Origin of the sequence: Euzebyella marina, from assembly GCF_003687485.1 — a bacterium.
Taxonomy (GTDB): Bacteria; Bacteroidota; Bacteroidia; order Flavobacteriales; family Flavobacteriaceae; genus Euzebyella; species Euzebyella marina.
The window spans coordinates 3,939,549-3,957,911 of sequence record NZ_CP032050.1 but is presented as its reverse complement, the minus strand read 5'-3'; the positions used below and the strand labels follow the sequence as shown (position 1 = coordinate 3,957,911).

General features: G+C 40.0%; 18 protein-coding genes. 8 read left to right on the top strand and 10 right to left on the bottom strand.

Annotation, left to right across the window (positions count from 1 at the left end; genetic code table 11):
* Window positions 1–31 precede the first annotated feature (31 nt).
* The 3 genes from D1013_RS17005 to D1013_RS16995 form a co-directional block, all read right to left on the bottom strand.
* A complete protein-coding gene (locus D1013_RS17005; RefSeq protein WP_121849968.1) occupies window positions 32–2,554 on the bottom strand; it encodes a TonB-dependent receptor in 2,523 nt (840 codons plus the stop codon).
* On the bottom strand, window positions 2,544–3,446 hold the full coding sequence (locus tag D1013_RS17000; protein ID WP_121849967.1) for a FecR family protein: 903 nt from the start codon (window positions 3,444–3,446) through the stop codon (window positions 2,544–2,546). The genes D1013_RS17005 and D1013_RS17000 overlap by 11 nt, the downstream gene beginning before the upstream one ends.
* A 100-nt stretch (window positions 3,447–3,546) precedes the next feature.
* Window positions 3,547–4,059 (bottom strand): RNA polymerase sigma factor, encoded by a 513-nt coding sequence (locus tag D1013_RS16995; RefSeq protein WP_225621412.1) that lies wholly within the window; start codon window positions 4,057–4,059, stop codon window positions 3,547–3,549.
* A 109-nt stretch (window positions 4,060–4,168) separates the two neighbouring features.
* On the opposite strand from D1013_RS16995, the gene D1013_RS16990 reads away from it, so the two are divergent.
* The 3 genes from D1013_RS16990 (at window position 4,169) to folD (ending at window position 8,033) form a co-directional block, all read left to right on the top strand.
* Complete coding sequence (locus D1013_RS16990; RefSeq protein ID WP_162987937.1) at window positions 4,169–5,548, top strand: hypothetical protein; 1,380 nt, start codon at window positions 4,169–4,171, stop codon at window positions 5,546–5,548.
* Between the two features lie 213 nt (window positions 5,549–5,761).
* Window positions 5,762–7,099: a signal recognition particle protein gene (ffh, locus tag D1013_RS16985; RefSeq protein WP_121849964.1), complete on the top strand. Its 1,338-nt coding sequence runs from the start codon at window positions 5,762–5,764 to the stop codon at window positions 7,097–7,099.
* A 49-nt stretch (window positions 7,100–7,148) separates the two neighbouring features.
* Window positions 7,149–8,033 carry a bifunctional methylenetetrahydrofolate dehydrogenase/methenyltetrahydrofolate cyclohydrolase FolD gene (folD, locus tag D1013_RS16980; protein WP_121849963.1) on the top strand — a complete coding sequence of 295 codons (885 nt, stop codon included), beginning with the start codon at window positions 7,149–7,151 and terminating at the stop codon, window positions 8,031–8,033.
* Between the two features lie 30 nt (window positions 8,034–8,063).
* On the opposite strand, the gene D1013_RS20430 is transcribed toward folD, so the two are convergent.
* Window positions 8,064–8,231 (bottom strand): hypothetical protein, encoded by a 168-nt coding sequence (locus D1013_RS20430; protein WP_162987936.1) that lies wholly within the window; start codon window positions 8,229–8,231, stop codon window positions 8,064–8,066.
* A gap of 111 nt (window positions 8,232–8,342) precedes the next feature.
* Between D1013_RS20430 and D1013_RS16975 the strand changes: the two genes are divergently transcribed.
* The 4 genes from D1013_RS16975 (at window position 8,343) to D1013_RS16960 (ending at window position 13,325) form a co-directional block, all read left to right on the top strand.
* Window positions 8,343–9,647 (top strand): MFS transporter, encoded by a 1,305-nt coding sequence (locus D1013_RS16975; protein WP_121849962.1) that lies wholly within the window; start codon window positions 8,343–8,345, stop codon window positions 9,645–9,647.
* 284 nt (window positions 9,648–9,931) lie between these two features.
* Window positions 9,932–10,690, top strand: coding sequence for a 3-keto-disaccharide hydrolase (locus D1013_RS16970; RefSeq protein ID WP_121849961.1), 759 nt, complete (start codon window positions 9,932–9,934; stop codon window positions 10,688–10,690).
* A gap of 21 nt (window positions 10,691–10,711) precedes the next feature.
* Window positions 10,712–12,133, top strand: coding sequence for a Gfo/Idh/MocA family protein (locus D1013_RS16965; protein ID WP_121849960.1), 1,422 nt, complete (start codon window positions 10,712–10,714; stop codon window positions 12,131–12,133).
* Between the two features lie 220 nt (window positions 12,134–12,353).
* Window positions 12,354–13,325, top strand: coding sequence for an aldo/keto reductase (locus tag D1013_RS16960; RefSeq protein ID WP_121849959.1), 972 nt, complete (start codon window positions 12,354–12,356; stop codon window positions 13,323–13,325).
* Window position 13,326: 1 nt separating this feature from the next.
* Here the strand turns inward: D1013_RS16960 and D1013_RS16955 are convergent, their stop codons facing one another.
* The 5 genes from D1013_RS16955 to D1013_RS16935 form a co-directional block, all read right to left on the bottom strand.
* Window positions 13,327–13,752, bottom strand: coding sequence for a VOC family protein (locus D1013_RS16955; protein ID WP_121849958.1), 426 nt, complete (start codon window positions 13,750–13,752; stop codon window positions 13,327–13,329).
* A gap of 20 nt (window positions 13,753–13,772) precedes the next feature.
* Window positions 13,773–14,564, bottom strand: a complete 792-nt coding sequence (locus D1013_RS16950; protein WP_121849957.1) for a polysaccharide deacetylase family protein — start codon at window positions 14,562–14,564, stop codon at window positions 13,773–13,775.
* Window positions 14,565–14,646: 82 nt separating this feature from the next.
* Window positions 14,647–15,168 carry a GNAT family N-acetyltransferase gene (locus D1013_RS16945; protein WP_121849956.1) on the bottom strand — a complete coding sequence of 174 codons (522 nt, stop codon included), beginning with the start codon at window positions 15,166–15,168 and terminating at the stop codon, window positions 14,647–14,649.
* Between the two features lie 74 nt (window positions 15,169–15,242).
* Entirely contained in the window at window positions 15,243–16,079 is an 837-nt protein-coding gene (ygiD, locus tag D1013_RS16940) for a 4,5-DOPA-extradiol-dioxygenase (RefSeq protein ID WP_121849955.1), read from the bottom strand.
* 54 nt (window positions 16,080–16,133) lie between these two features.
* Complete coding sequence (locus D1013_RS16935; protein WP_121849954.1) at window positions 16,134–17,003, bottom strand: SDR family oxidoreductase; 870 nt, start codon at window positions 17,001–17,003, stop codon at window positions 16,134–16,136.
* Window positions 17,004–17,119: 116 nt separating this feature from the next.
* Here D1013_RS16935 and D1013_RS16930 point away from each other — a divergent pair, with 116 nt between their 5' ends.
* Window positions 17,120–17,485 (top strand): winged helix-turn-helix transcriptional regulator, encoded by a 366-nt coding sequence (locus D1013_RS16930; RefSeq protein WP_121849953.1) that lies wholly within the window; start codon window positions 17,120–17,122, stop codon window positions 17,483–17,485.
* Here D1013_RS16930 and D1013_RS16925 read toward each other — a convergent pair.
* Window positions 17,478–18,341: an alpha/beta fold hydrolase gene (locus D1013_RS16925; RefSeq protein WP_121849952.1), complete on the bottom strand. Its 864-nt coding sequence runs from the start codon at window positions 18,339–18,341 to the stop codon at window positions 17,478–17,480. The genes D1013_RS16930 and D1013_RS16925 overlap by 8 nt on opposite strands.
* Window positions 18,342–18,363: the final 22 nt, after the last annotated feature.

Below are 18,363 nucleotides of genomic sequence, written 5' to 3'. Positions count from 1 at the left end.
AAATTTATAATTATCATAGTTATCGTAATTACTAAAACCTTACTCTAAAACTGGCATTTGGGGTTATACCCAATGAGGTTGTACTGATAGTTTCTATTTCGTTCTCTTCATTTAATTGATAGTAGGTATTGAGAATATTTTTACGACTGGTAATGTTGAGTACTGAAATACCCGCTGAAGCCTTTAGCGATCTAGATAGGTCGAACTGATAGATTACCGATGCATCGGCCCTTAAATATTCTGGCAGTCGGCTGCTATTCGGGGTATTATAATTGATTCTATTCGGAAAAAAGGTAGAATCTATGGGGTCAGAAGCATCGGGTTCGGTGAAAGGTCTGCCACTTCTATAATTTAGGCCAACGCCAAATTTCAATTGATTTAGATTGTAGGTGCCCGCAAAAGTGGCTGTGTGCCGTATATCAAGGTTGTTCGGAAACTCGGGAGGAAGCACTTCGTCGAACCTATAATTGTTCAGGTTGTAGGTATAGCTTGCCCAGATACTGTAGATGTCGGTTTTTCTGTTAATGAGAAATTCCAACCCCTTTACTTCATATTCACCAATTTCGCCATTAAACTGGTTTTGATTCTGAAAACCTTGTGTAGAAGTGCTGATGCCTTCGACCAGCTTATAAAAAGCTTCTGCACCCACATAGAAATTTTGAGCATCATAATTAAAACCGAAAGACCCTTGTTTGCTTTTGGTAACGGGCAAGGTTTCTCCATCTGAGACGATCCATCTTCGTTTTTCAATACCCAAAAAGTTTTGCTCAAGATCAAGGATTTGGTTGGTAGCCTGGCTTTTAAATTCACCCAAAGCTTGAATTTTAAATTCCCTGGTAATGGAATAATTCATGCTGAATCTCGGTTCAGGAATAAACTTTTTAAAACTATTCGGGTTCTCGAGATAATTAAGGCGCACGCCACCCCGTAAAAATAGTTTTTGGTTTTCTGAGCGGTACTGAGCCTCACTGAACAGGGCACTGCTTCGAACCACATTTCGAACATTGCTTTGAAATGGCGGTTGGGTAACATCGGTAGTATTACTAATGCCTGTTTCGGTATATTGAACACCATTTGACCATTGAAAGAAATCGTTCGGGCTATAATCTGCACTTAGCTTTGCTGACAATTCTTCTACCTCGTTGTTCTGAAAAAGTACTTGAAGTGCATTGGAAGTTATGTTTTTGGCGCCTAATTCATATCGTGTGTAGTAGGTGCTTAAATTACTGGTCAAAACATCGTTCCAATTACTCTGCCAGCTACCACCGAAAGAAAGGTTGGTCTGGTCAAGTGAACTTTGGGTTTTTTCGTTCGACTCCATTTCCGTTTCCGAATAGTCCAATAAGTTATTTATGTTAATGAAACTAAACCTGATTTTTTGTGAGTCGTTCAGGTTATAAAGTAATTTTCCCGTAAAATCATAGAAGTAAAAATTACCATCTTGCGAAACTTCATTATCATCAAAAACCCTAGTAAAGAATTTTTCATAAGTAGGGGTTGAAATAAGGTCTGTTATCGACCTTCTGGCCGAAAACTGAACGGCCAGTTTGTCAGAAATAGGAACATGTGCATAGGCGTCGCCACCTATGAGGTTGATACCGGCACCCCCATATAACTGGTCTTCGATATTGTCTTTCGTACGTATGTCTATAATTCCGCTAACCCCGTCGCCGTATCTTGAACTGGTTCCGTTTTTTATTAATGTTACTTCATCCGTCAGATAAGGGTTGAAGGCAGAAATAAGACCGAAAAAATGCCCCGATTGATACATTTTTATACCATCCCATAAAATCAAATTTTGGTCGTTGCTTCCTCCTCTGATATTTATATCAGATACGGTTTCATCAACACTTTCTATGCCTGGTAGAGCTTGTACGGTTTGAAGTACGTCGGGTTCGATAAGACCTGGTAAAACCCCGAATTCTTCACTGTTTATCTGAAAACTGCCATCGGTCTGTTTTATAATCCCCTTGGTCAAGAATTCGTAAACAACTACTTCTTCCAATTGTTGATAAAATTGACTTAATAATAGGGTTTTGCAGGGCTGGTCGTGAGTAAGGTCTGAAGCAGCTACGATGAGGTTCTTATAACCAAGATATGATATTCTAAGTACCGCATCTTTTGGTACGTTCTCGATATAAAAACCTCCGTTTTCATCAGTAACCTTAAAAATTTTGCTACTGAGAACTTCAACGGTTGCTCCCATTACAGTGTTCTGCTCAAAATTATCTAAAACCGTGGCACATATATTAAGCGTTTCCTTTAAGCTTAACGCATAGTAGCGCTCACTGAGTTTTTGAATCTTAAGTTGGGTCTTAGACTCAATATAGGTGAGAATTTCATCAAGATCTTCAAAGTTGGAAGGGGCTATTTGCTTTTGGTTGATTTGCTCATCGGCATACGAGAATTTAACCTCAAAAGTCTGCTCGAGTTCTTGCAGATAATCACTCAGGCGTATTTGAGCACCTGCCTCTTGGCCCAAAAAGGAGGTTGGATTTAAGAAAAGAAAAAGGCTAAGGCAAAAAAGAAAATATAAACGGATTTTATTCGCCATAGAAGAGCACTTTGCCGCCCTCTAATTTAAACTTTATTTGTGAAGGAACACTGATGCTTTTTAAGGCAAGGTCTTTATCGGTATGGGTAAAGGTGCCGGTGAACAATTGATCGGTATCAATATTGTTCACTTCAATTTCAATATTATACTGTCTTTCGAACTCAGCTAAAACGTATTTTAGCGGTACACTGTTAAAAGTGCTTTCATCGTTTAGCCAAGAGGGTTTTTGTGTTATGGTGTTACCAGTCTCAACTATTTGGCCCTCTAGTACCTTGAATGAATCGCCGGCAGACAGATTCTTTTCGACTTTCTTGAAATTTACGTTCACCATGCCTTCATAGCAAGTAACTTCAAAGACCCCATCACGTTGTATTACATTAAACTGTGTGCCTAGAACAGATACATCTCCGGCCTTCGTATTCACCGTAAATTTTTGACCTTTGGCCACTTTGAAGAAAGCCTCTCCCTTTAAATCAATTTTTCGATTGTCTTTCCAATTACTTTCACTGTAAGAAATATGTGAATCGGCATTAAGTATTACTATTGATTCATCGGGCAACACCAATTCTTTGTTCTGGGCAAAGCCGGTATCGATTGTAGTGTCAAGGGTTTTTAGGTATAAAAACGCACCGAACATAATAATTGCGGCTACCGCAGCTACGCGTAAGAAATTCTTGAACGGGTTCAGTCGTACCACCCTAGGCTCGGTCAAGGTCTTTCGGTTATTGATGGCCTCTAGTGCCTTATCGCTATCAAAATCAGGACCTTCAAGATTTTCGGAAGCTTCTAAAATTCGCACATAGGTGGCATATTGGTCAGAATTCTTAAATTCTTCCAATTCAGAAGGCGTTAATTCACCGTTCAACCATTTTGCCAAATAATTCTCTTGCATTTTTTTAGCTTATATGCTGTATAACAATCAACTATGATAAAACCCTACTTTTGCTATTTTATTATGTGTTTATTTCAGAGACGGCCTTTACAGCCATTGTCTAAATACCATCTATTTTATCTCGTAAGGTCTTGAGTGCCAAATGCATTCTCTTTTCTATTGCTTTCACGCTAACGCCTTCCATTTCAGCTATTTCTGCATACTTTTTTCCATCGATTCGATTCAATAAGAAGGTGGTTCTTTGGTTTTCAGGAAGGCTTTCAAGCGCCCTATCGAGCTTTTCTTTGAATTGAGTCTCCTCCATAATAAATTCGGGAGTTTCATTGGTCGTTTTGGCGCTTTTGTCAGCATACTTCAACCGAATCTTTTCGGCCTTGATAACGTTGAGGTATAAATTGTTGGCAACTTTATAAACGAATGATTTTGCCTTTTCGGGGGGTACCTTTGAACAGTTTTCCCATAGTTTTACAAAAGCCTCTTGAACTGCATCATAGGCTTTTTCCTCATTACCGAATTTATAATATATATAGTTAAAGATCGTTTTTGAATTAGCCGTGAAAATTGAGCCGAATACCTGCTCGTTACAAACATTATCAGTCTTTTCGATATTCAAGAGAGTCGGTTTTTTCCAAAGATATTTTAAAATTACGACATTCGTGAAGTAGGGTATTTTGAAAGAATGTTGTTTAAGCTTAGAAGTAAGCATGAAAATCCAAATCGATATGAAGAATTATTTAAAACTGTCGCTGTATGCCTTCCTACTGGGTGCAGCGCTAATCTTGGCGTCCTGTCAAGATGAAGACCCTTTGGAAGAGAGCTTTGATCCTGAACAGACATTGACTACCGATGCCGAGGGGCTTACTTTGATTAAAAAAGTAGTGGCGAACGATGGATCGGGCGATAATATTATTGATGGCGCTAGTTGTTTTGATATCGCTTTTCCGTATTCTGTTGTAGTCAATGATAGCGAAATCATGGTCGAGACAAGTGCCGATTTACTATTGGTAGAAGAAAGCCTTGATGTTTTGGAAGATGAAGATTATGACTTTCAATTGAACTTTCCGCTTACGGTGACCATGGCCGATTATACTGAAGTAACCGTAGACAGCTATGATTCTTTATACGAACTGGCCGATACTTGTGTCGAAGGCGGAGAAGATGATGATATAGAGTGTGTTGACATTGTCTATCCGGTGACGGTATTCACCTACAACCCTAATTTTCAGCTTACGAACACCATTGAGGTAGAGAACGATTTTCAGTTTAGAAGATTTTTTGCAGGCTTGGCAGAACAAGATTTGATGGGATTGAACTTTCCTGTTTCCTTTCAATATAAAGATAGTACCCAAGTCACTGTCAACAGCAATTCAGAACTGACCGATATCATTCGCAAGTCGCAGACTCAATGTGATGAAGACGACGATAATGATCACAATGATGACGATTTTACCGAAGAGCGTCTAGATGAAACTTTGGTTAAATGCCCTTGGAGTATCGGCAGGTTAGTACGCAATGAACAAGACGATTCCGGGCAATATGAGAACTATTACCTTACCTTTCTTGAGGATGGAAAAGTAACCGCATCGAACTCTTTCGGTTTTAAAATGGAAGGTGAATGGCAAACGAGAATTTCAGATTATAGGGTAGTAGTCGATTTAGAATTCGAAGATTCGGCTGAATTTAATGGTACTTGGTATGTCTACGAAATTGTAGAGGGTATTATTAATCTGTTCAATGAGAACAAAGACAAGATTACTCTTGAAAAGGCTTGTGATTATAAGCCCATAGAATGCTCAGATGAATATATATCTGAATATCTAAAAGAATGCCCCTATAAAATTCTAAACGAAGACGGTACTTTCTTTGAAGAGTTGACCATTGATTTCGATTCGGAATTGGTTATGTACGTTAAAAACCCAAATGGAACCGTTGTAGACGAAGGTCGCTGGTCTATTTCTGGCAATGTGGTTGTTTTTGAAGGTCTAAGTATGACCTTGGCCAATTACATCGGAGAGTGGCAGGTAATTGAATGCGGCGAAGGACGATTTAAATTAAAAAGAAATACTGAAGTTATCCTACTTGTTATGCAATGTGAGGACTAGAGTTTTTACAAAAATTGCCGGAGCGTCCGGTAGTTCACCCCACAAACGAAGGAGCGCCCATTGATCAATGGGTGCTCTTTTACTTTATAGATGGTCTCTAGTTATTTATGGCAGTTCAACAAAGGTCTTTAACGAGGCTTATTTTTCTTCCAATTCTCCTGTCTTTCCCCTAGTTATTATTAAATTTGCCTTTCTTCAAAATGTACATGAATCATGTTCGATAATTTAAGCGAGAAATTAGATAAGGCCTTACATACGCTACGTGGTCACGGTCAGATTACAGAAATCAATGTCGCCGAGACTACAAAGGAAGTACGCAGGGCCTTGCTGGATGCCGATGTCAACTTTAAAATAGCCAAAGAGTTTACCAATAGGGTAAAAGAAAAAGCATTGGGTCAAGATGTATTGACCACATTGCAGCCCGGTCAATTAATGGTCAAGATTGTCAAAGACGAGCTGACCGAGTTGATGGGGGGTGAAAGTGAAGGTATAAATCTATCGGGTAACCCTTCGGTTATACTTATGTCGGGGCTTCAAGGTTCGGGTAAAACCACTTTTTCCGGTAAACTTGCCAATTTTCTTAAAACAAAGAAGACCAAAAAGCCATTGCTGGTCGCTTGTGATGTCTATCGCCCTGCGGCTATCGATCAGTTGCATGTGGTCGGAGAACAAATCGATGTTGAGGTATACTCTGACCGTGAGAACAATGACCCGGTCGCCATAGCACAAGCGGGTATTGCAAAAGCCAAACAAGAGGGCTTTAATGTAGTGATTATAGATACGGCAGGTCGTTTGGCGGTAGATGAGGCCATGATGACCGAAATTTCGAACATACATTCTGCCATTCAACCACAGGAGACGCTCTTTGTTGTTGATTCAATGACGGGACAGGATGCTGTCAATACGGCAAAGGCATTTAACGATGTGCTGAATTTTGATGGTGTTATCTTGACCAAGCTCGATGGTGATACACGTGGTGGTGCGGCTATTTCGATTAAATCGGTGGTCGATAAACCTATTAAGTTCATCGGTACGGGTGAGAAAATGGAAGCAATCGATATCTTCTATCCTTCGCGAATGGCCGACCGTATTCTGGGTATGGGCGATGTGGTCTCTTTAGTTGAAAGGGCGCAAGAGCAATTTGATGAAGAGGAGGCTAGAAAGATTCAAAAGAAGATTGCGAAGAACAAGTTCGGTTTTGATGATTTCCTTTCCCAAATTCAACAGATAAAGAAAATGGGTAATATGAAGGATCTTATGGCCATGATTCCCGGAATGGGCAAGGCCCTTAAAGGTATCGATATCGACGATGATGCCTTTAAGCACATTGAGGCCATCATTCATTCCATGACACCGGACGAAAGAGCAAACCCTTCAAAACTCAACCACAGTAGAAAAAAACGAATTGCTAAAGGTAGCGGTAGAGAGGTGCAAGAAGTAAATCAACTTTTAAAGCAGTTCGACCAAATGAGCAAGATGATGAAAATGATGCAAGGCGGTGGCGGTAAAAAGATGATGCAAATGATGGGCGGTGCTCTCGGCCGCCAGTAGTTTCAACCTTTTGATTTAAAAACAAATTTATTTACCTGTCAATCACAGTATGAAAATATTAGACGGAAAAAAAGTATCAAACGACATAAAGGAAGAGATTGCCGTTGAGGTATCTCAAATGAAGGAAAGAGGTGAGAAGGTGCCCCATTTAGCCGCCGTTTTGGTGGGTAACGATGGTGCAAGCTTGACTTACGTTGGTAGTAAGGTGAGGTCATGTGAGAAAATCGGTTTTGAATCTACATTGATTCATTTGCCGGAAGACACATCTGAAGAAAGTCTTCTGTCAAAGGTTGAAGAACTTAATGAAAACCCAGAAATAGATGGTTACATAGTTCAATTGCCGTTGCCGAAACATATCGATGAGCAGAAAGTTTTAATGGCGGTTGACCCGGATAAGGATGTTGATGGTTTTCACCCTGTAAACTTTGGTAAAATGGCTTTGGATATGGAAGCCTTTATTCCGGCCACTCCTTTCGGAATTATGGAAATTCTGAAGCGTTACAAAGTCGATACTGAGGGCAAACATGTGGTTGTTATCGGTAGAAGTCATATCGTAGGTAGACCGATCAGCATACTAATGAGCCAAAAAGGCGAAGCGGCCAATTGCACCGTTACGTTAACACATAGTAGAACGAAAGACATCAAAGAATTGACCTTACAGGCCGATATCATTGTATCGGCTCTAGGTGTTCCTAAGTTTTTAAAGGCCGATATGGTCAAAGAAGGAACCGTTATAATCGACGTGGGCATCACAAGGGTACCCGATGATTCAAAGCCAAAGGGGTATTACATTACCGGAGATGTTGATTTTGAGGCCGTATCACCCAAGGCTTCTTTCATAACACCGGTTCCTGGGGGTGTTGGTCCGATGACCATCGCCATGCTATTGAAAAATACATTATTGGCAAGAGCACGGCATAGAAGTAAAAAGTAATAAAGAAAAGGGGGCTAAAGGCCCCTTTTTTTATTGATGGTCGAGCCTTTTGAGTGTTTTTTCCATTTTAATGGCCGCTCCAGTTATAACGGTGTCACCAGGTTTAATAAGGTCGATATCATTACTGTCGTCAGTGCTGCAACTAAATGTTGATGTCATAGTAATGAGAACAAAAACAAACAAGTATAACCGTTTCATGATAAGTGGTTTAGAATTTCTTTTAAAACAACGAAATACTTTGCTTTTCAGTATCTACGTAGCGTTAATGAGGTACTTGAAAAGAGCTCAGCTTTAATTACAACAACATCAATGGCCGTCACCAATCGTTTATCAGTAATTGACCCTGCTAAAAGCCCTATTTTTTATGGCTATATCATTTTGCTAGTAGGCACTTTGGGGATCTATTGTAGCATTCCGGGGCAGACTATTGGTGTTTCCGTTTTTACTGATCCGGTAAAAGACGCTCTGGGACTTTCCAGAAATCAGTTTAGCAATGCATATATGATAGGTACCATATGCAGTTCTTTGGTGATTGGGCGTGCCGGAAAATGGTTTGATCTATATGGCGCAAGGTATGTGGCATTCTTTGCTGCCCTTACTCTTTCTGTGGCTCTAGTGCTCTGTTCGTTTTCGGTACAGATGAGCCAATTTGTGAAAGAGGTGGCCGATATTGATACATGGTTGATTCCGTTTTTGTTGATGACCGTTCTCTTTTTTGTTCTTCGTTTTTCCGGTCAAGGTGTTTTGACGATGGCCTCGAGAAACGTAATCATGATTTGGTTCGATAAGAATCGAGGAAAAGTAAATGCCATCAGTAGTGTTGCCATTTCATTTGGTTTTTCTTCTTCTCCTCTTTGGGTAAATGCGCTGATTGAAAATTTTAGTTGGCAAATGGCTTGGCAGTTTTTGGCCGTAGGCCTCTTGATTTTCTCACTGATTGTTCTACAGTTTTATAAGAACAAACCTGAAGAACACGGTTTGCATCCTGATGGAATTATAACAAAAGATGAAAATGAAGAAAAGCAGGTCGTGGCAGCCAAACAGTTTACCCTCAAAGAAGCACAGGCTACCAGGGCTTTTTGGATGTACGCCTTAATGTTGGCATTTAATAGTTTCTTTATTACAGGGTTGACTTTTCATGTTGTATCGGTATTTGCGAGCGAAGGTTTTCCAAAAGAAGATGCTATATCCATTTTTTTGCCTGCCTCAGTTGTTGCCGTAACCATTTCAACCATATTTAATTTTCTGAGTGATTATTTACATCTCAAGCTCTATCTGTATCTTATGATTTTAGGAGGGCTTATGGCATCCGTTGGATTTTTGCTTTTATCCACCACATTTGGGGTGCCTCTACTAATTGGTGGCTTTGGAATTTTAGGAGGCTTCTTTGCAGTGCTCAATGCCATTGTATGGCCGCGTTTTTTTGGTAGAAACCATTTGGGCGCCATCACGGGTAAGGTCATGTCTTTTCTTATTCTGGGTAGTGCTTTGGCTCCCTCCATTTTTAGCCTTTGTTTTTCCACCTTTCGTTCTTATCGTCTTATGGGGTGGTTGGGTATCGTATATTTGGCGTTTCTGGCTATAGCTTCACTTAGGGCCAACAATCCGCAATAATGCGCTATATTTAGAATTTAATGGGGTTTGCACCATTCTCTAAGACAGGAAGACAAAATTGTATAGATATGGGCAAAAATATGTGTGGAGTACGATATATTTCCTGTCTATCTTACACCCTTACATGATTCTTAAGGGTTACAAGAATATAGAAGCGAAGTAGGTTGCTCACCATCCTTAAATGAACGACTTAACTATCCCACTGTATAAACTTGTGAAAATTACCAAAGAAAGCCTCATAAGAAACTTGTATTGTTACCAATAAACCAAAATAACTAGTACGTATGAAAAGAACCTATGCTCTTTTATCCATTGCCGTTATGTTGATGGCATGTAAATCAGAAACCAAAAAGGAAGAAACAAAACCTGAAGCGACCCAAGAAACGGCTGCCTCTGAAGAAAACGAATGGATTTATCTTTTTGATGGGTCGACCACCGAAGGTTGGCGTTCGTATAATGGCGAAGCACTGCCTCCTCAATGGGTTATTGAAGATGATGTGCTCACTTTCGATACCGAGAAGAGAACAGAGGCCAACAAAAAAGGGGGCAACGATATTATTTATGCCGCAGAGGAATTTGATAATTTCGAACTTGCTTGGGAATGGAAAATACCGGAAGGCGGTAACAGTGGCATGTTATACCATATTAAAGAAGGTGATTGGGGTATGCCCGAAACATCACCTGAATACCAAATGTTAGATGACCTTAAATGGGAAGAAATAAATAATGCCAAACTTGAAGAATGGCAAAAGACAGGTGCTGATTATGCCATGTACGTTCCTGATGTCTCCCAAAAGATAACCAAACCTGCTGGCGAGTGGAATACCTCAAGGGTGATTTTTACTCCAGAAAAGGTTGAACATTGGTTAAATGGTAAAAAACTGTTGTCTTTTGTGCCATGGAGCGAAGATTGGGAGAAGCGTAAAAGTGAAGGAAAATGGAAAGATTCGCCAAAATACGGTACTTTTAAGACTGGCTATATCGGGTTTCAAGACCATGACAGTCCGCTATGGCTAAAAAATATCAAGATCAAGAGATTATAAATCCAAACAAACTGCTCTAGAATGAACAAAAGGGAATTTTTAAAAAGCGCCGCCGCCGTATCGACCATGGCTTTATTGCCGAACGGTGCCTGGGCCTTTTCACAAGGTAAAAGATTAAGAACTGCACATATAGGTGTAGGAAACATGGGGGGTGAAGACCTAAAGGCCATAGCCTCTCACAAATCGGTAGATGTAGTGGCCCTCTGCGATGTCGACTCTATCAATCTTGCCAAAGCACATAAATTGCACCCCGGTGCCCGTGTTTTCTTTGACTATAGGTCAATGTTAAAAGAAATGGGAGATGAAATCGATGCCGTTATCGTTTCTACACCTGACCATACACATGCCCCGGCCTCGATGATGGCTATGGAAATGAATAAGCCAGTATACTGTCAAAAACCTTTAACGCACTATGTTGAAGAGTCTCGACGAATGAACAAAATGGCGAAAGAAAAGAACCTTGTAACCCAAATGGGTATTCAGGTACACTCTTTCTACGATTATAAATTGGCAACCCTTTTGATACAGTCAGGTATCATCGGAAAAGTACATACGGTAAGGGCTTGGTCACCAAAATCTTGGGGCTACAATGGTTCAGCACCACAAGGTGAAGACCCCGTTCCGGCGCAGTTAGACTGGAATCTTTGGTTGGGTACGGCAAAAGAGCGCCCTTATAAAGAAGGGTATTACCACCCAGGTAACTGGCGTAAACTTTTAGATTACGGTTGTGGTACTCTTGGTGATATGGGTGTTCATATTTTCGATACCCCTTACAATGCCTTGAATCTTGACGTTCCTTTGACAATCAAGAACGAATGTCGTGAGCCTAATGGTTTTGGGTATCCCGAGAACAATACGGTAACCTATGAATTTCCGGGTACCGATTTTACCACAAAAACATTAAAATGGGTTTGGTACGACGGACCAGGAATGCCACCTGAGCATGAAGATTTGATCTTGCCTGGGGCAAAAGCCAAATCGAGCGACAAAAAAGAAGGCGAAAGTATGGAAGATAAGATATCGCTTGATGCAGGTGTTGCCGGTGAAGGTCAACTTCCGGATCAAGGAGCGATGTTCATAGGTAAAAAAGGTCGTTTGTTGTTGCCTCACTTTATGCAGCTTCCGAAGAAAATAGTAAAAGGTAAATATGTTGACATCTCTTCTGAAATTGAGAAGGTTTCAAAAGAACATAATTTGGGTGATCCTATCAGAAATTATGAGTCTGAAGGGCCAAAACATTACCACCAGTTTGTTGATGCCTGTTTGGGTAACGGCGAAACTACGGCCCCGTTTTCATATGCCTCTAGGTTAACCGAGACTATTCTTCTTGGTGTCATTGCCGGAAGATTCCCTAATCAGACATTGCATTGGGATGCCGAGGCTGCCAAATTTGCCGAAGAGGAGGCTAACCAATATCTTGATGCCGATTACAGAGATTTCTAAATAGAAATCAATAAATAAGTCAACTAGAACCCGTAACGAGTTTTTTGTAAGGGAACCAATTGGTTCACGATTTTTGAAAGTTCTAATAATCCGATTTCGAGTCGGAGTAATTGAAATTCAAAAGTCGTAAATTACACTCAGAACAAAACCGTTACGGGTTTTGTCTTTTTATAAACAACTTAACACTTAGAACCGGTAGGTTCTTAATACGATTAACTCAATGAAATATAGAAGGTTCGGTAGAACAGATTGGCAGGTAAGTGAAATTGGATACGGAATGTGGGGTATGGCCGGATGGAAGGAGTCTGATGATATACAATCATCAAAGTCTTTGGATTTGGCCGTAGAAAACGGGGTAAACTTTTTTGATACCGCATGGGGGTATGGTGAAGGACATAGTGAAGAACTTTTAGGGGAATTAGTTAGAAGGCATCCGAAAGAGAAGCTTTATACAGCTAGTAAAATTCCACCGAAAAATTTTCAGTGGCCAGCTAAACCTGAGTATACTTACGAAGAGTCGTATCCTGTCAACCATATCATCGAATATACCGATAAAACACTGACCAATTTGGGTATGGAACGCATCGACCTGATGCAGTTTCACACGTGGGACGACGGTTGGTCGAAACGAGAAGAATGGCAAAGGGCGATTGAAGACTTAAAAAAACAGGGGAAAATCGGCGCTATGGGTATCAGCGTTAATCGATGGGAGCCTGAAAACGGGATAGAGGCCATTAAAACCGGATTGATTGATGCCGTGCAGGTCATTTATAACATCTTTGATCAGAACCCCGAAGACCGATTGTTTCCTCTTTGCGAAGAAATGGATATTGCCGTGATTGCCAGGGTGCCCTTTGATGAGGGAACTTTAACGGGTAATCTAACGAAAGACACGGTATTTCCTGAAGGAGATTGGAGAGGTACTTATTTTGTTCCCGAAAACCTAAATAGCAGTGTAGATCATGCCGATGCACTTCGGCCTTTGATACCTGAGGGTATGAATATGGCCGAGATGGCTCTTCGATTTATTTTAGAGAACAAGAATGTGAGTACGACCATACCGGGTATGCGCAAACAGCGAAATGTTCTTGCGAATACGGCTACTAGTGATGGAAAAGGTCTTTCTAAAGAACTTCTTGAGGAATTGAAGCAACATCGTTGGGATAGAACACCAACATCTTGGTCACAGTAAATTATTTGGCGAAAAGCTGCCCCATGTCTTTAAATGATTTGAACTCAAGTGCATTACCCGCTGGGTCTAAAAAGAACATGGTAGCTTGCTCGCCCACTTGACCCTCAAAACGAATATAAGGTTCAATGACAAATTGAACCTTTTTTTCTTTTAGCCTTTGGGCAAATTCCTGAAAAACATCCCATGGCAAAACTACCCCATAATGGGGTACAGGTACCTGATGCCCGTCGACAGGGTTGTGATGCAAAGAATCAGATTTGTCTTTAGGTTTGTAATGAATTACAAGCTGATGACCGAACAGGTTAAAGTCTACCCAGTGCTCGCTACTGCGGCCTTCTTCACAATTTAGAACTTCGTTGTAGAATTGTCGGCACTCAGCCAGATTGTGTACTGGAATGGCAATGTGAAAGGGGCTTACTTGGTTCATTTTAATCCACTTTTATAAGTTTAATTTCTTAAGTTTCGAGTAAGGTCGGGTTCAATAGTTTTCAGGGCATTATCAAAGTCGATATACTCTTTCAAGTCTCTCATGGACAGAACGGTATAATCATTTTCTGAAAGATAGTCGAGGTATTTTTCAAACAAGTTGACGGGTACGGAAACCCACGGATGCTCGATATCAGGAACACCATGAAAGGTTAAAACGATTATTTTACCTTTTTCGGCCGACTTGATAGCTTTCCAAATTTCAGTTTCGTTTTCAGAATCAGGTGCCCAACTCGGTATCAAGTAAGGGTGGTCTATAGTAGGGTTGTATGCTCTACTTCCTCCGGCGCGGGCCATTTTGTATTTTCTGTCGGATAATAGGTGTAAGGCTTTCTGGTTTAATCCATATCCGGGGTAAGCAAAATTATCTGGGAGAGGTATACCTAGACTATCGCATTTTCTCTCAATGTAACCCAACTCTTGATCAAATTGTTTCGGGTCGGTTTTTGCGACATTTGCATGCGTATGCGTGTGATTTCCGATTTCGAAACCCATATCATCCAATTGCTTGATTTGAGACCATGTCATGTAAAGGGTGCTATCTGCATAATTGGGAGGAAACTCGCAAACATAAAAAGTAGAACCAAACTTAAATTTTTTTAGAAGAGGTGCTACTTCTGAATATTGACTGGCAGGGGCGTCGTCAAAGGTCAAAACTACCGTTTTTTCAGGCAGTGGTTTTTTGATTATTTGGGAGTAACAACAAAGACTAATCAAAAAAAGTAGAGTTGATAATAAAGCTGATTTCGACATGCCTAATACTAAAAATCGTTCGAATATGAATTGGAGTAGAAGGTAAGTATTATGTCGTTATCAACCATCCTGCAGGTGCAGGTTAAACCTGATAATCAAGATACATGATGTGGTTTGGGTTAGAATGTGATTCAGAAATCTTAAAGTCTCCTTCACCCACAATTTTAAAACCATTTTTTTGATAAAAGGCGATGGCCCTTGGGTTCTCTTTCCATACGAACAGCCACATACCCTGTTGATGGTTCTGTTTAGAGAAATTCAAATTGAAAAGCATCAGTTCTTTGCCTAAGTCTCTACCATAAAAAGCTTTTAGCAGGTATAGCCTGTCCAATTTAGTTACTGATTGTGTAGTAACACATGAATTGGTTGCGTTTAAGGTCAGTTTTGAGTAACCGGCCAACTGCTCATCGTTATAAATAAGAAAATAGGCAATTTGTTTATCAAGAAGCTCATTTCTAAAAATTGTCTCGTTAAAGTTACGCTCAATGTAGTAGTCAATGTCGCTCGCCGAGGCACTATGGCCGTGTGAGTCAATGAAAGATTTAGGCGCCAGAGTTAGAAGTTCGTCAATATGTTGTGTAGAGGCCCTAACAATTTTAGTCATTCGATGTCCATAATAAATTTTCGATGATAAGTTAAATCATTCATCTATTTGGGCAGCATATTTTACACTCTTTTTCAGTTGGCAGAGATTTGGACCGAGGTCATGGTCAAAGAGCCACCTAAAGGTTGATCGTTAAAGAGAGAGACATCATCTTTCGAATCTTGAAGTGCCATAGTGTATAATAAAGGTAAATAATGTTCAGGGGTAGGAATGGACAAATCGAACTCGGCACCATGTTTTCTAAAATTGATGAGGTTTTCGTGGTTGCCTTCCAATATCCAATTATTAATGTCTTGACTAGCTTTTAATGCCCAGTCGTAAGCATAATTTTCATTGAGCTTATCCCAGGCTACTCGCCTTAGATTGTGAATAATATTACCACTACCTATTACAAGTACACCTTTGTCCCTTAATTTTTTTAATTGTTGAGCCAGTTCATAATGGTAATTTGCAGGTTTGGTTCGGTCTAAACTTAATTGAATTACGGGAACGTTGGCTTTCGGAAAGAGATGCCTTACAACCGTCCACGATCCGTGATCAAGGCCCCAACGTTCATCAAGCGCTATGGTATTTTCTGGTTCGACCATTTTTGCAATATCATTGGCCAGTTCAGGATGGCCAGGTGCAGGGTATTGTACTTCGTATAGCGCTTGAGGGAAACCACCAAAGTCGTGAATCGTTCTAGGTTGGTTCATGGCGGTCACCAAGGTTCCGGTAGTTTCCCAATGAGCAGAAACTACTACGATAGCATTGGGCTGATCGAGGCGTTCTCCCAAGGCTTTAAACTCACGAACAAATTCATTGTCTTCGATGGCATTCATAGGAGAGCCGTGCCCAAGAAAAAGAACTGGCATTCTACTGCTGTTATCGAAAGACTTAGAAAGTTGCTCAAGGTGGTTCAATGTTGCCATAATAGTTTATTTCTAAAAGTAAGTGCAAGCGATTATAAAAATATCTTTTTAAAATCAGGCATAGATGGCATCTAATGATTTCTTTACAGAACTGGGTTTTCTACCTAATATAGATTCAAGAGTGTTATCAGGTAGTTCAAGCTCTCCTTGGTATTGTGCTGTGCTAAAGCCAACGAATAAATCGATGTATTCGGCAGGAACGTTCTTCTTTTGTAAGGCCTCTTTAAATTCGCTTACGCTGGGAGACCTGTAAACGATCTGCTTACCTGATTTCTCAGAAAGTATCTGTGCAATATCATCATATGAAACACTATCGCCATTGCTTAAAGGATACACTTTATTCTCGTGCCCTTCTGTAGAGAGAATGCGAGCGGCAGCCTCTGCCAATTCAGAACGAAGTACCGGAGTCATTTTGCCCTCTGCTGCGGGCTGGTAAATTATGCCTTCTTGTAAAACATTCTCACCCAAGAACATTGGTACCGAATCTAGATAGAGTGCATTCTGTAATATGGTATAGGTCAAACCACTTTCTTTGATCCAGTTTTCGGTTTTGATATGAGTGTCCTGTAAAAAGGCGATACCGGAAGGTTGAGAAATTTCTTTTCTAATAAAAGAGGTATAGATAATGTGTTTAACACCGGAATCTTTGGCAGCATCTACTACATTTTTATGCTGGCTATCTCTCTTGCCAATCTCGTTGCCGGATACGAACATAAGTTTGTCAACACCTCTAAAGGCATTTTTGAGACTATCAATATCGTCGTAGTTACTTTGCTTTAATTCTATTTCGGGAGGAAGCACATGAGAAGCTTTTTTCTTGTCTCTGACTAATGCCGAAATTTCTGTTACATCAGTACCCAGCTGTAAAAGTGAAGTTATAACGTGAGATCCAAAAGGTCCGGTAGCACCAGTTATTAATATCATTTTATTCTTTTTTTAATTAATACAAAGCAAAATTACCACTTTTGATATACTTTGTATAGTTGCTTATTATGTAATAGTAGTATACTTTTGTATAGTAAATTCAATATTGGTTCGATATGAGTGATTTAAAAGATTTTCTGGAAGTGAAGAAATGCCCAATACAGTATGTACTTGCGGTAAACGACACGTTAAATGTAATAAGTGGTAAATGGAAAATGCCCATTATAGCCTCATTACTCTATGGAAAGAACAGGTTTAAGGACCTACAGGAAAATATTGAGAAGATTACACCAAGAATGCTCTCTAAAGAACTTAAAGAACTTGAGTTGAATGGGGTAGTAGTTCGTAAAGTATATGATTCGACCCCTGTTAAGATAGAATATCGATTGACAGAATCAGGTAAGCGAATTTATTCGGTTATGGATGCTATGGTAGAATGGGGTTTGGAACATCGAAAAAATGTAGTGGATAGCATTACGTAAAGTCGGTTTTGATGGGCTCGCTTTTTAAAAAAGCAATAATCTGATCGTTCAGTTCAGGTTGATGCATTGAGTGGCCAAAACCTTTCGTTTTAATGAATTTACTGTTTTTCCAATCGGCATGCACCTTTTCGGAAGCATGAAAGGGGGCTAGAACATCAAGTTGGTCATGTAATAACAACCCCTCCTTTTGGTTGGAGAGAACAAATTTTGAGGATGAAAAATCGTCGACGTTCTTCTGAAAACGCTCATATACATAATTCTCAAAAGCTTTCAATACCCTATTATTAAAGCCGATGAGCTTTTGGTAATGGTCGAGTAGTTCTCTAAATTCAGAAGGAGAACCGATAGTTACCATCTTTTCGATACCGTCATTTTGGTACAGGTAATCGTTAAAGAGAATGGCCATTCCACCGAAAGAATGGGCTATGATATGCTTTGGCGAATAGGTCTCTATTATTTTTTGAATGCACTCGGTATATAGGGGAAGATGAAGATTGGAGCCCGATGAATAGCCATGCCCCGGAGCGTCAAAAGCTATCACCTCATAATTTTCGGCTGTAAGTTTTTCGACTAGATTTCGCCAACGAAACGTGTTGCTTTCCCATCCATGAACCAACAGAATACGGTCTTTTGTACCGTTCCATTTATAGGTTTGAATGTCGTGGTCTTCGATGCGTAAGGTGGTATCTTTTACGGCATCCAAATATTTTTTTTGACTAGGTAAAACTCGGCCTTTTCTCACTTTACTGAAAACTTGAAAGGTGGTAATTGCCGACTTTCTCTTCGAGAAAAGAACTAAAGTATTGAAATACCTTCCGTATGAATTCAATATCAGTTTTTTGAAAAGATTTTTCATTCTTTGTTAATTAGGTTACATA

Bases quoted from the DNA above. Each gene is read 5' to 3' on its own strand.
- D1013_RS17005 (WP_121849968.1), bottom strand. From the start codon at position 2,554: ATGGCGAATAAAATCCGTTTATATTTTCTTTTTTGCCTTAGCCTTTTT.
- D1013_RS17000 (WP_121849967.1), bottom strand. From the start codon at position 3,446: ATGCAAGAGAATTATTTGGCAAAATGGTTGAACGGTGAATTAACGCCT.
- D1013_RS16990 (WP_162987937.1), top strand. From the start codon at position 4,169: ATGAAGAATTATTTAAAACTGTCGCTGTATGCCTTCCTACTGGGTGCA.
- ffh (WP_121849964.1), top strand. From the start codon at position 5,762: ATGTTCGATAATTTAAGCGAGAAATTAGATAAGGCCTTACATACGCTA.
- folD (WP_121849963.1), top strand. From the start codon at position 7,149: ATGAAAATATTAGACGGAAAAAAAGTATCAAACGACATAAAGGAAGAG.
- D1013_RS20430 (WP_162987936.1), bottom strand. From the start codon at position 8,231: ATGAAACGGTTATACTTGTTTGTTTTTGTTCTCATTACTATGACATCA.
- D1013_RS16975 (WP_121849962.1), top strand. From the start codon at position 8,343: ATGGCCGTCACCAATCGTTTATCAGTAATTGACCCTGCTAAAAGCCCT.
- D1013_RS16970 (WP_121849961.1), top strand. From the start codon at position 9,932: ATGAAAAGAACCTATGCTCTTTTATCCATTGCCGTTATGTTGATGGCA.
- D1013_RS16965 (WP_121849960.1), top strand. From the start codon at position 10,712: ATGAACAAAAGGGAATTTTTAAAAAGCGCCGCCGCCGTATCGACCATG.
- D1013_RS16960 (WP_121849959.1), top strand. From the start codon at position 12,354: ATGAAATATAGAAGGTTCGGTAGAACAGATTGGCAGGTAAGTGAAATT.
- D1013_RS16955 (WP_121849958.1), bottom strand. From the start codon at position 13,752: ATGAACCAAGTAAGCCCCTTTCACATTGCCATTCCAGTACACAATCTG.
- D1013_RS16950 (WP_121849957.1), bottom strand. From the start codon at position 14,564: ATGTCGAAATCAGCTTTATTATCAACTCTACTTTTTTTGATTAGTCTT.
- D1013_RS16945 (WP_121849956.1), bottom strand. From the start codon at position 15,168: ATGACTAAAATTGTTAGGGCCTCTACACAACATATTGACGAACTTCTA.
- ygiD (WP_121849955.1), bottom strand. From the start codon at position 16,079: ATGGCAACATTGAACCACCTTGAGCAACTTTCTAAGTCTTTCGATAAC.
- D1013_RS16935 (WP_121849954.1), bottom strand. From the start codon at position 17,003: ATGATATTAATAACTGGTGCTACCGGACCTTTTGGATCTCACGTTATA.
- D1013_RS16930 (WP_121849953.1), top strand. From the start codon at position 17,120: ATGAGTGATTTAAAAGATTTTCTGGAAGTGAAGAAATGCCCAATACAG.
- D1013_RS16925 (WP_121849952.1), bottom strand. From the start codon at position 18,341: ATGAAAAATCTTTTCAAAAAACTGATATTGAATTCATACGGAAGGTAT.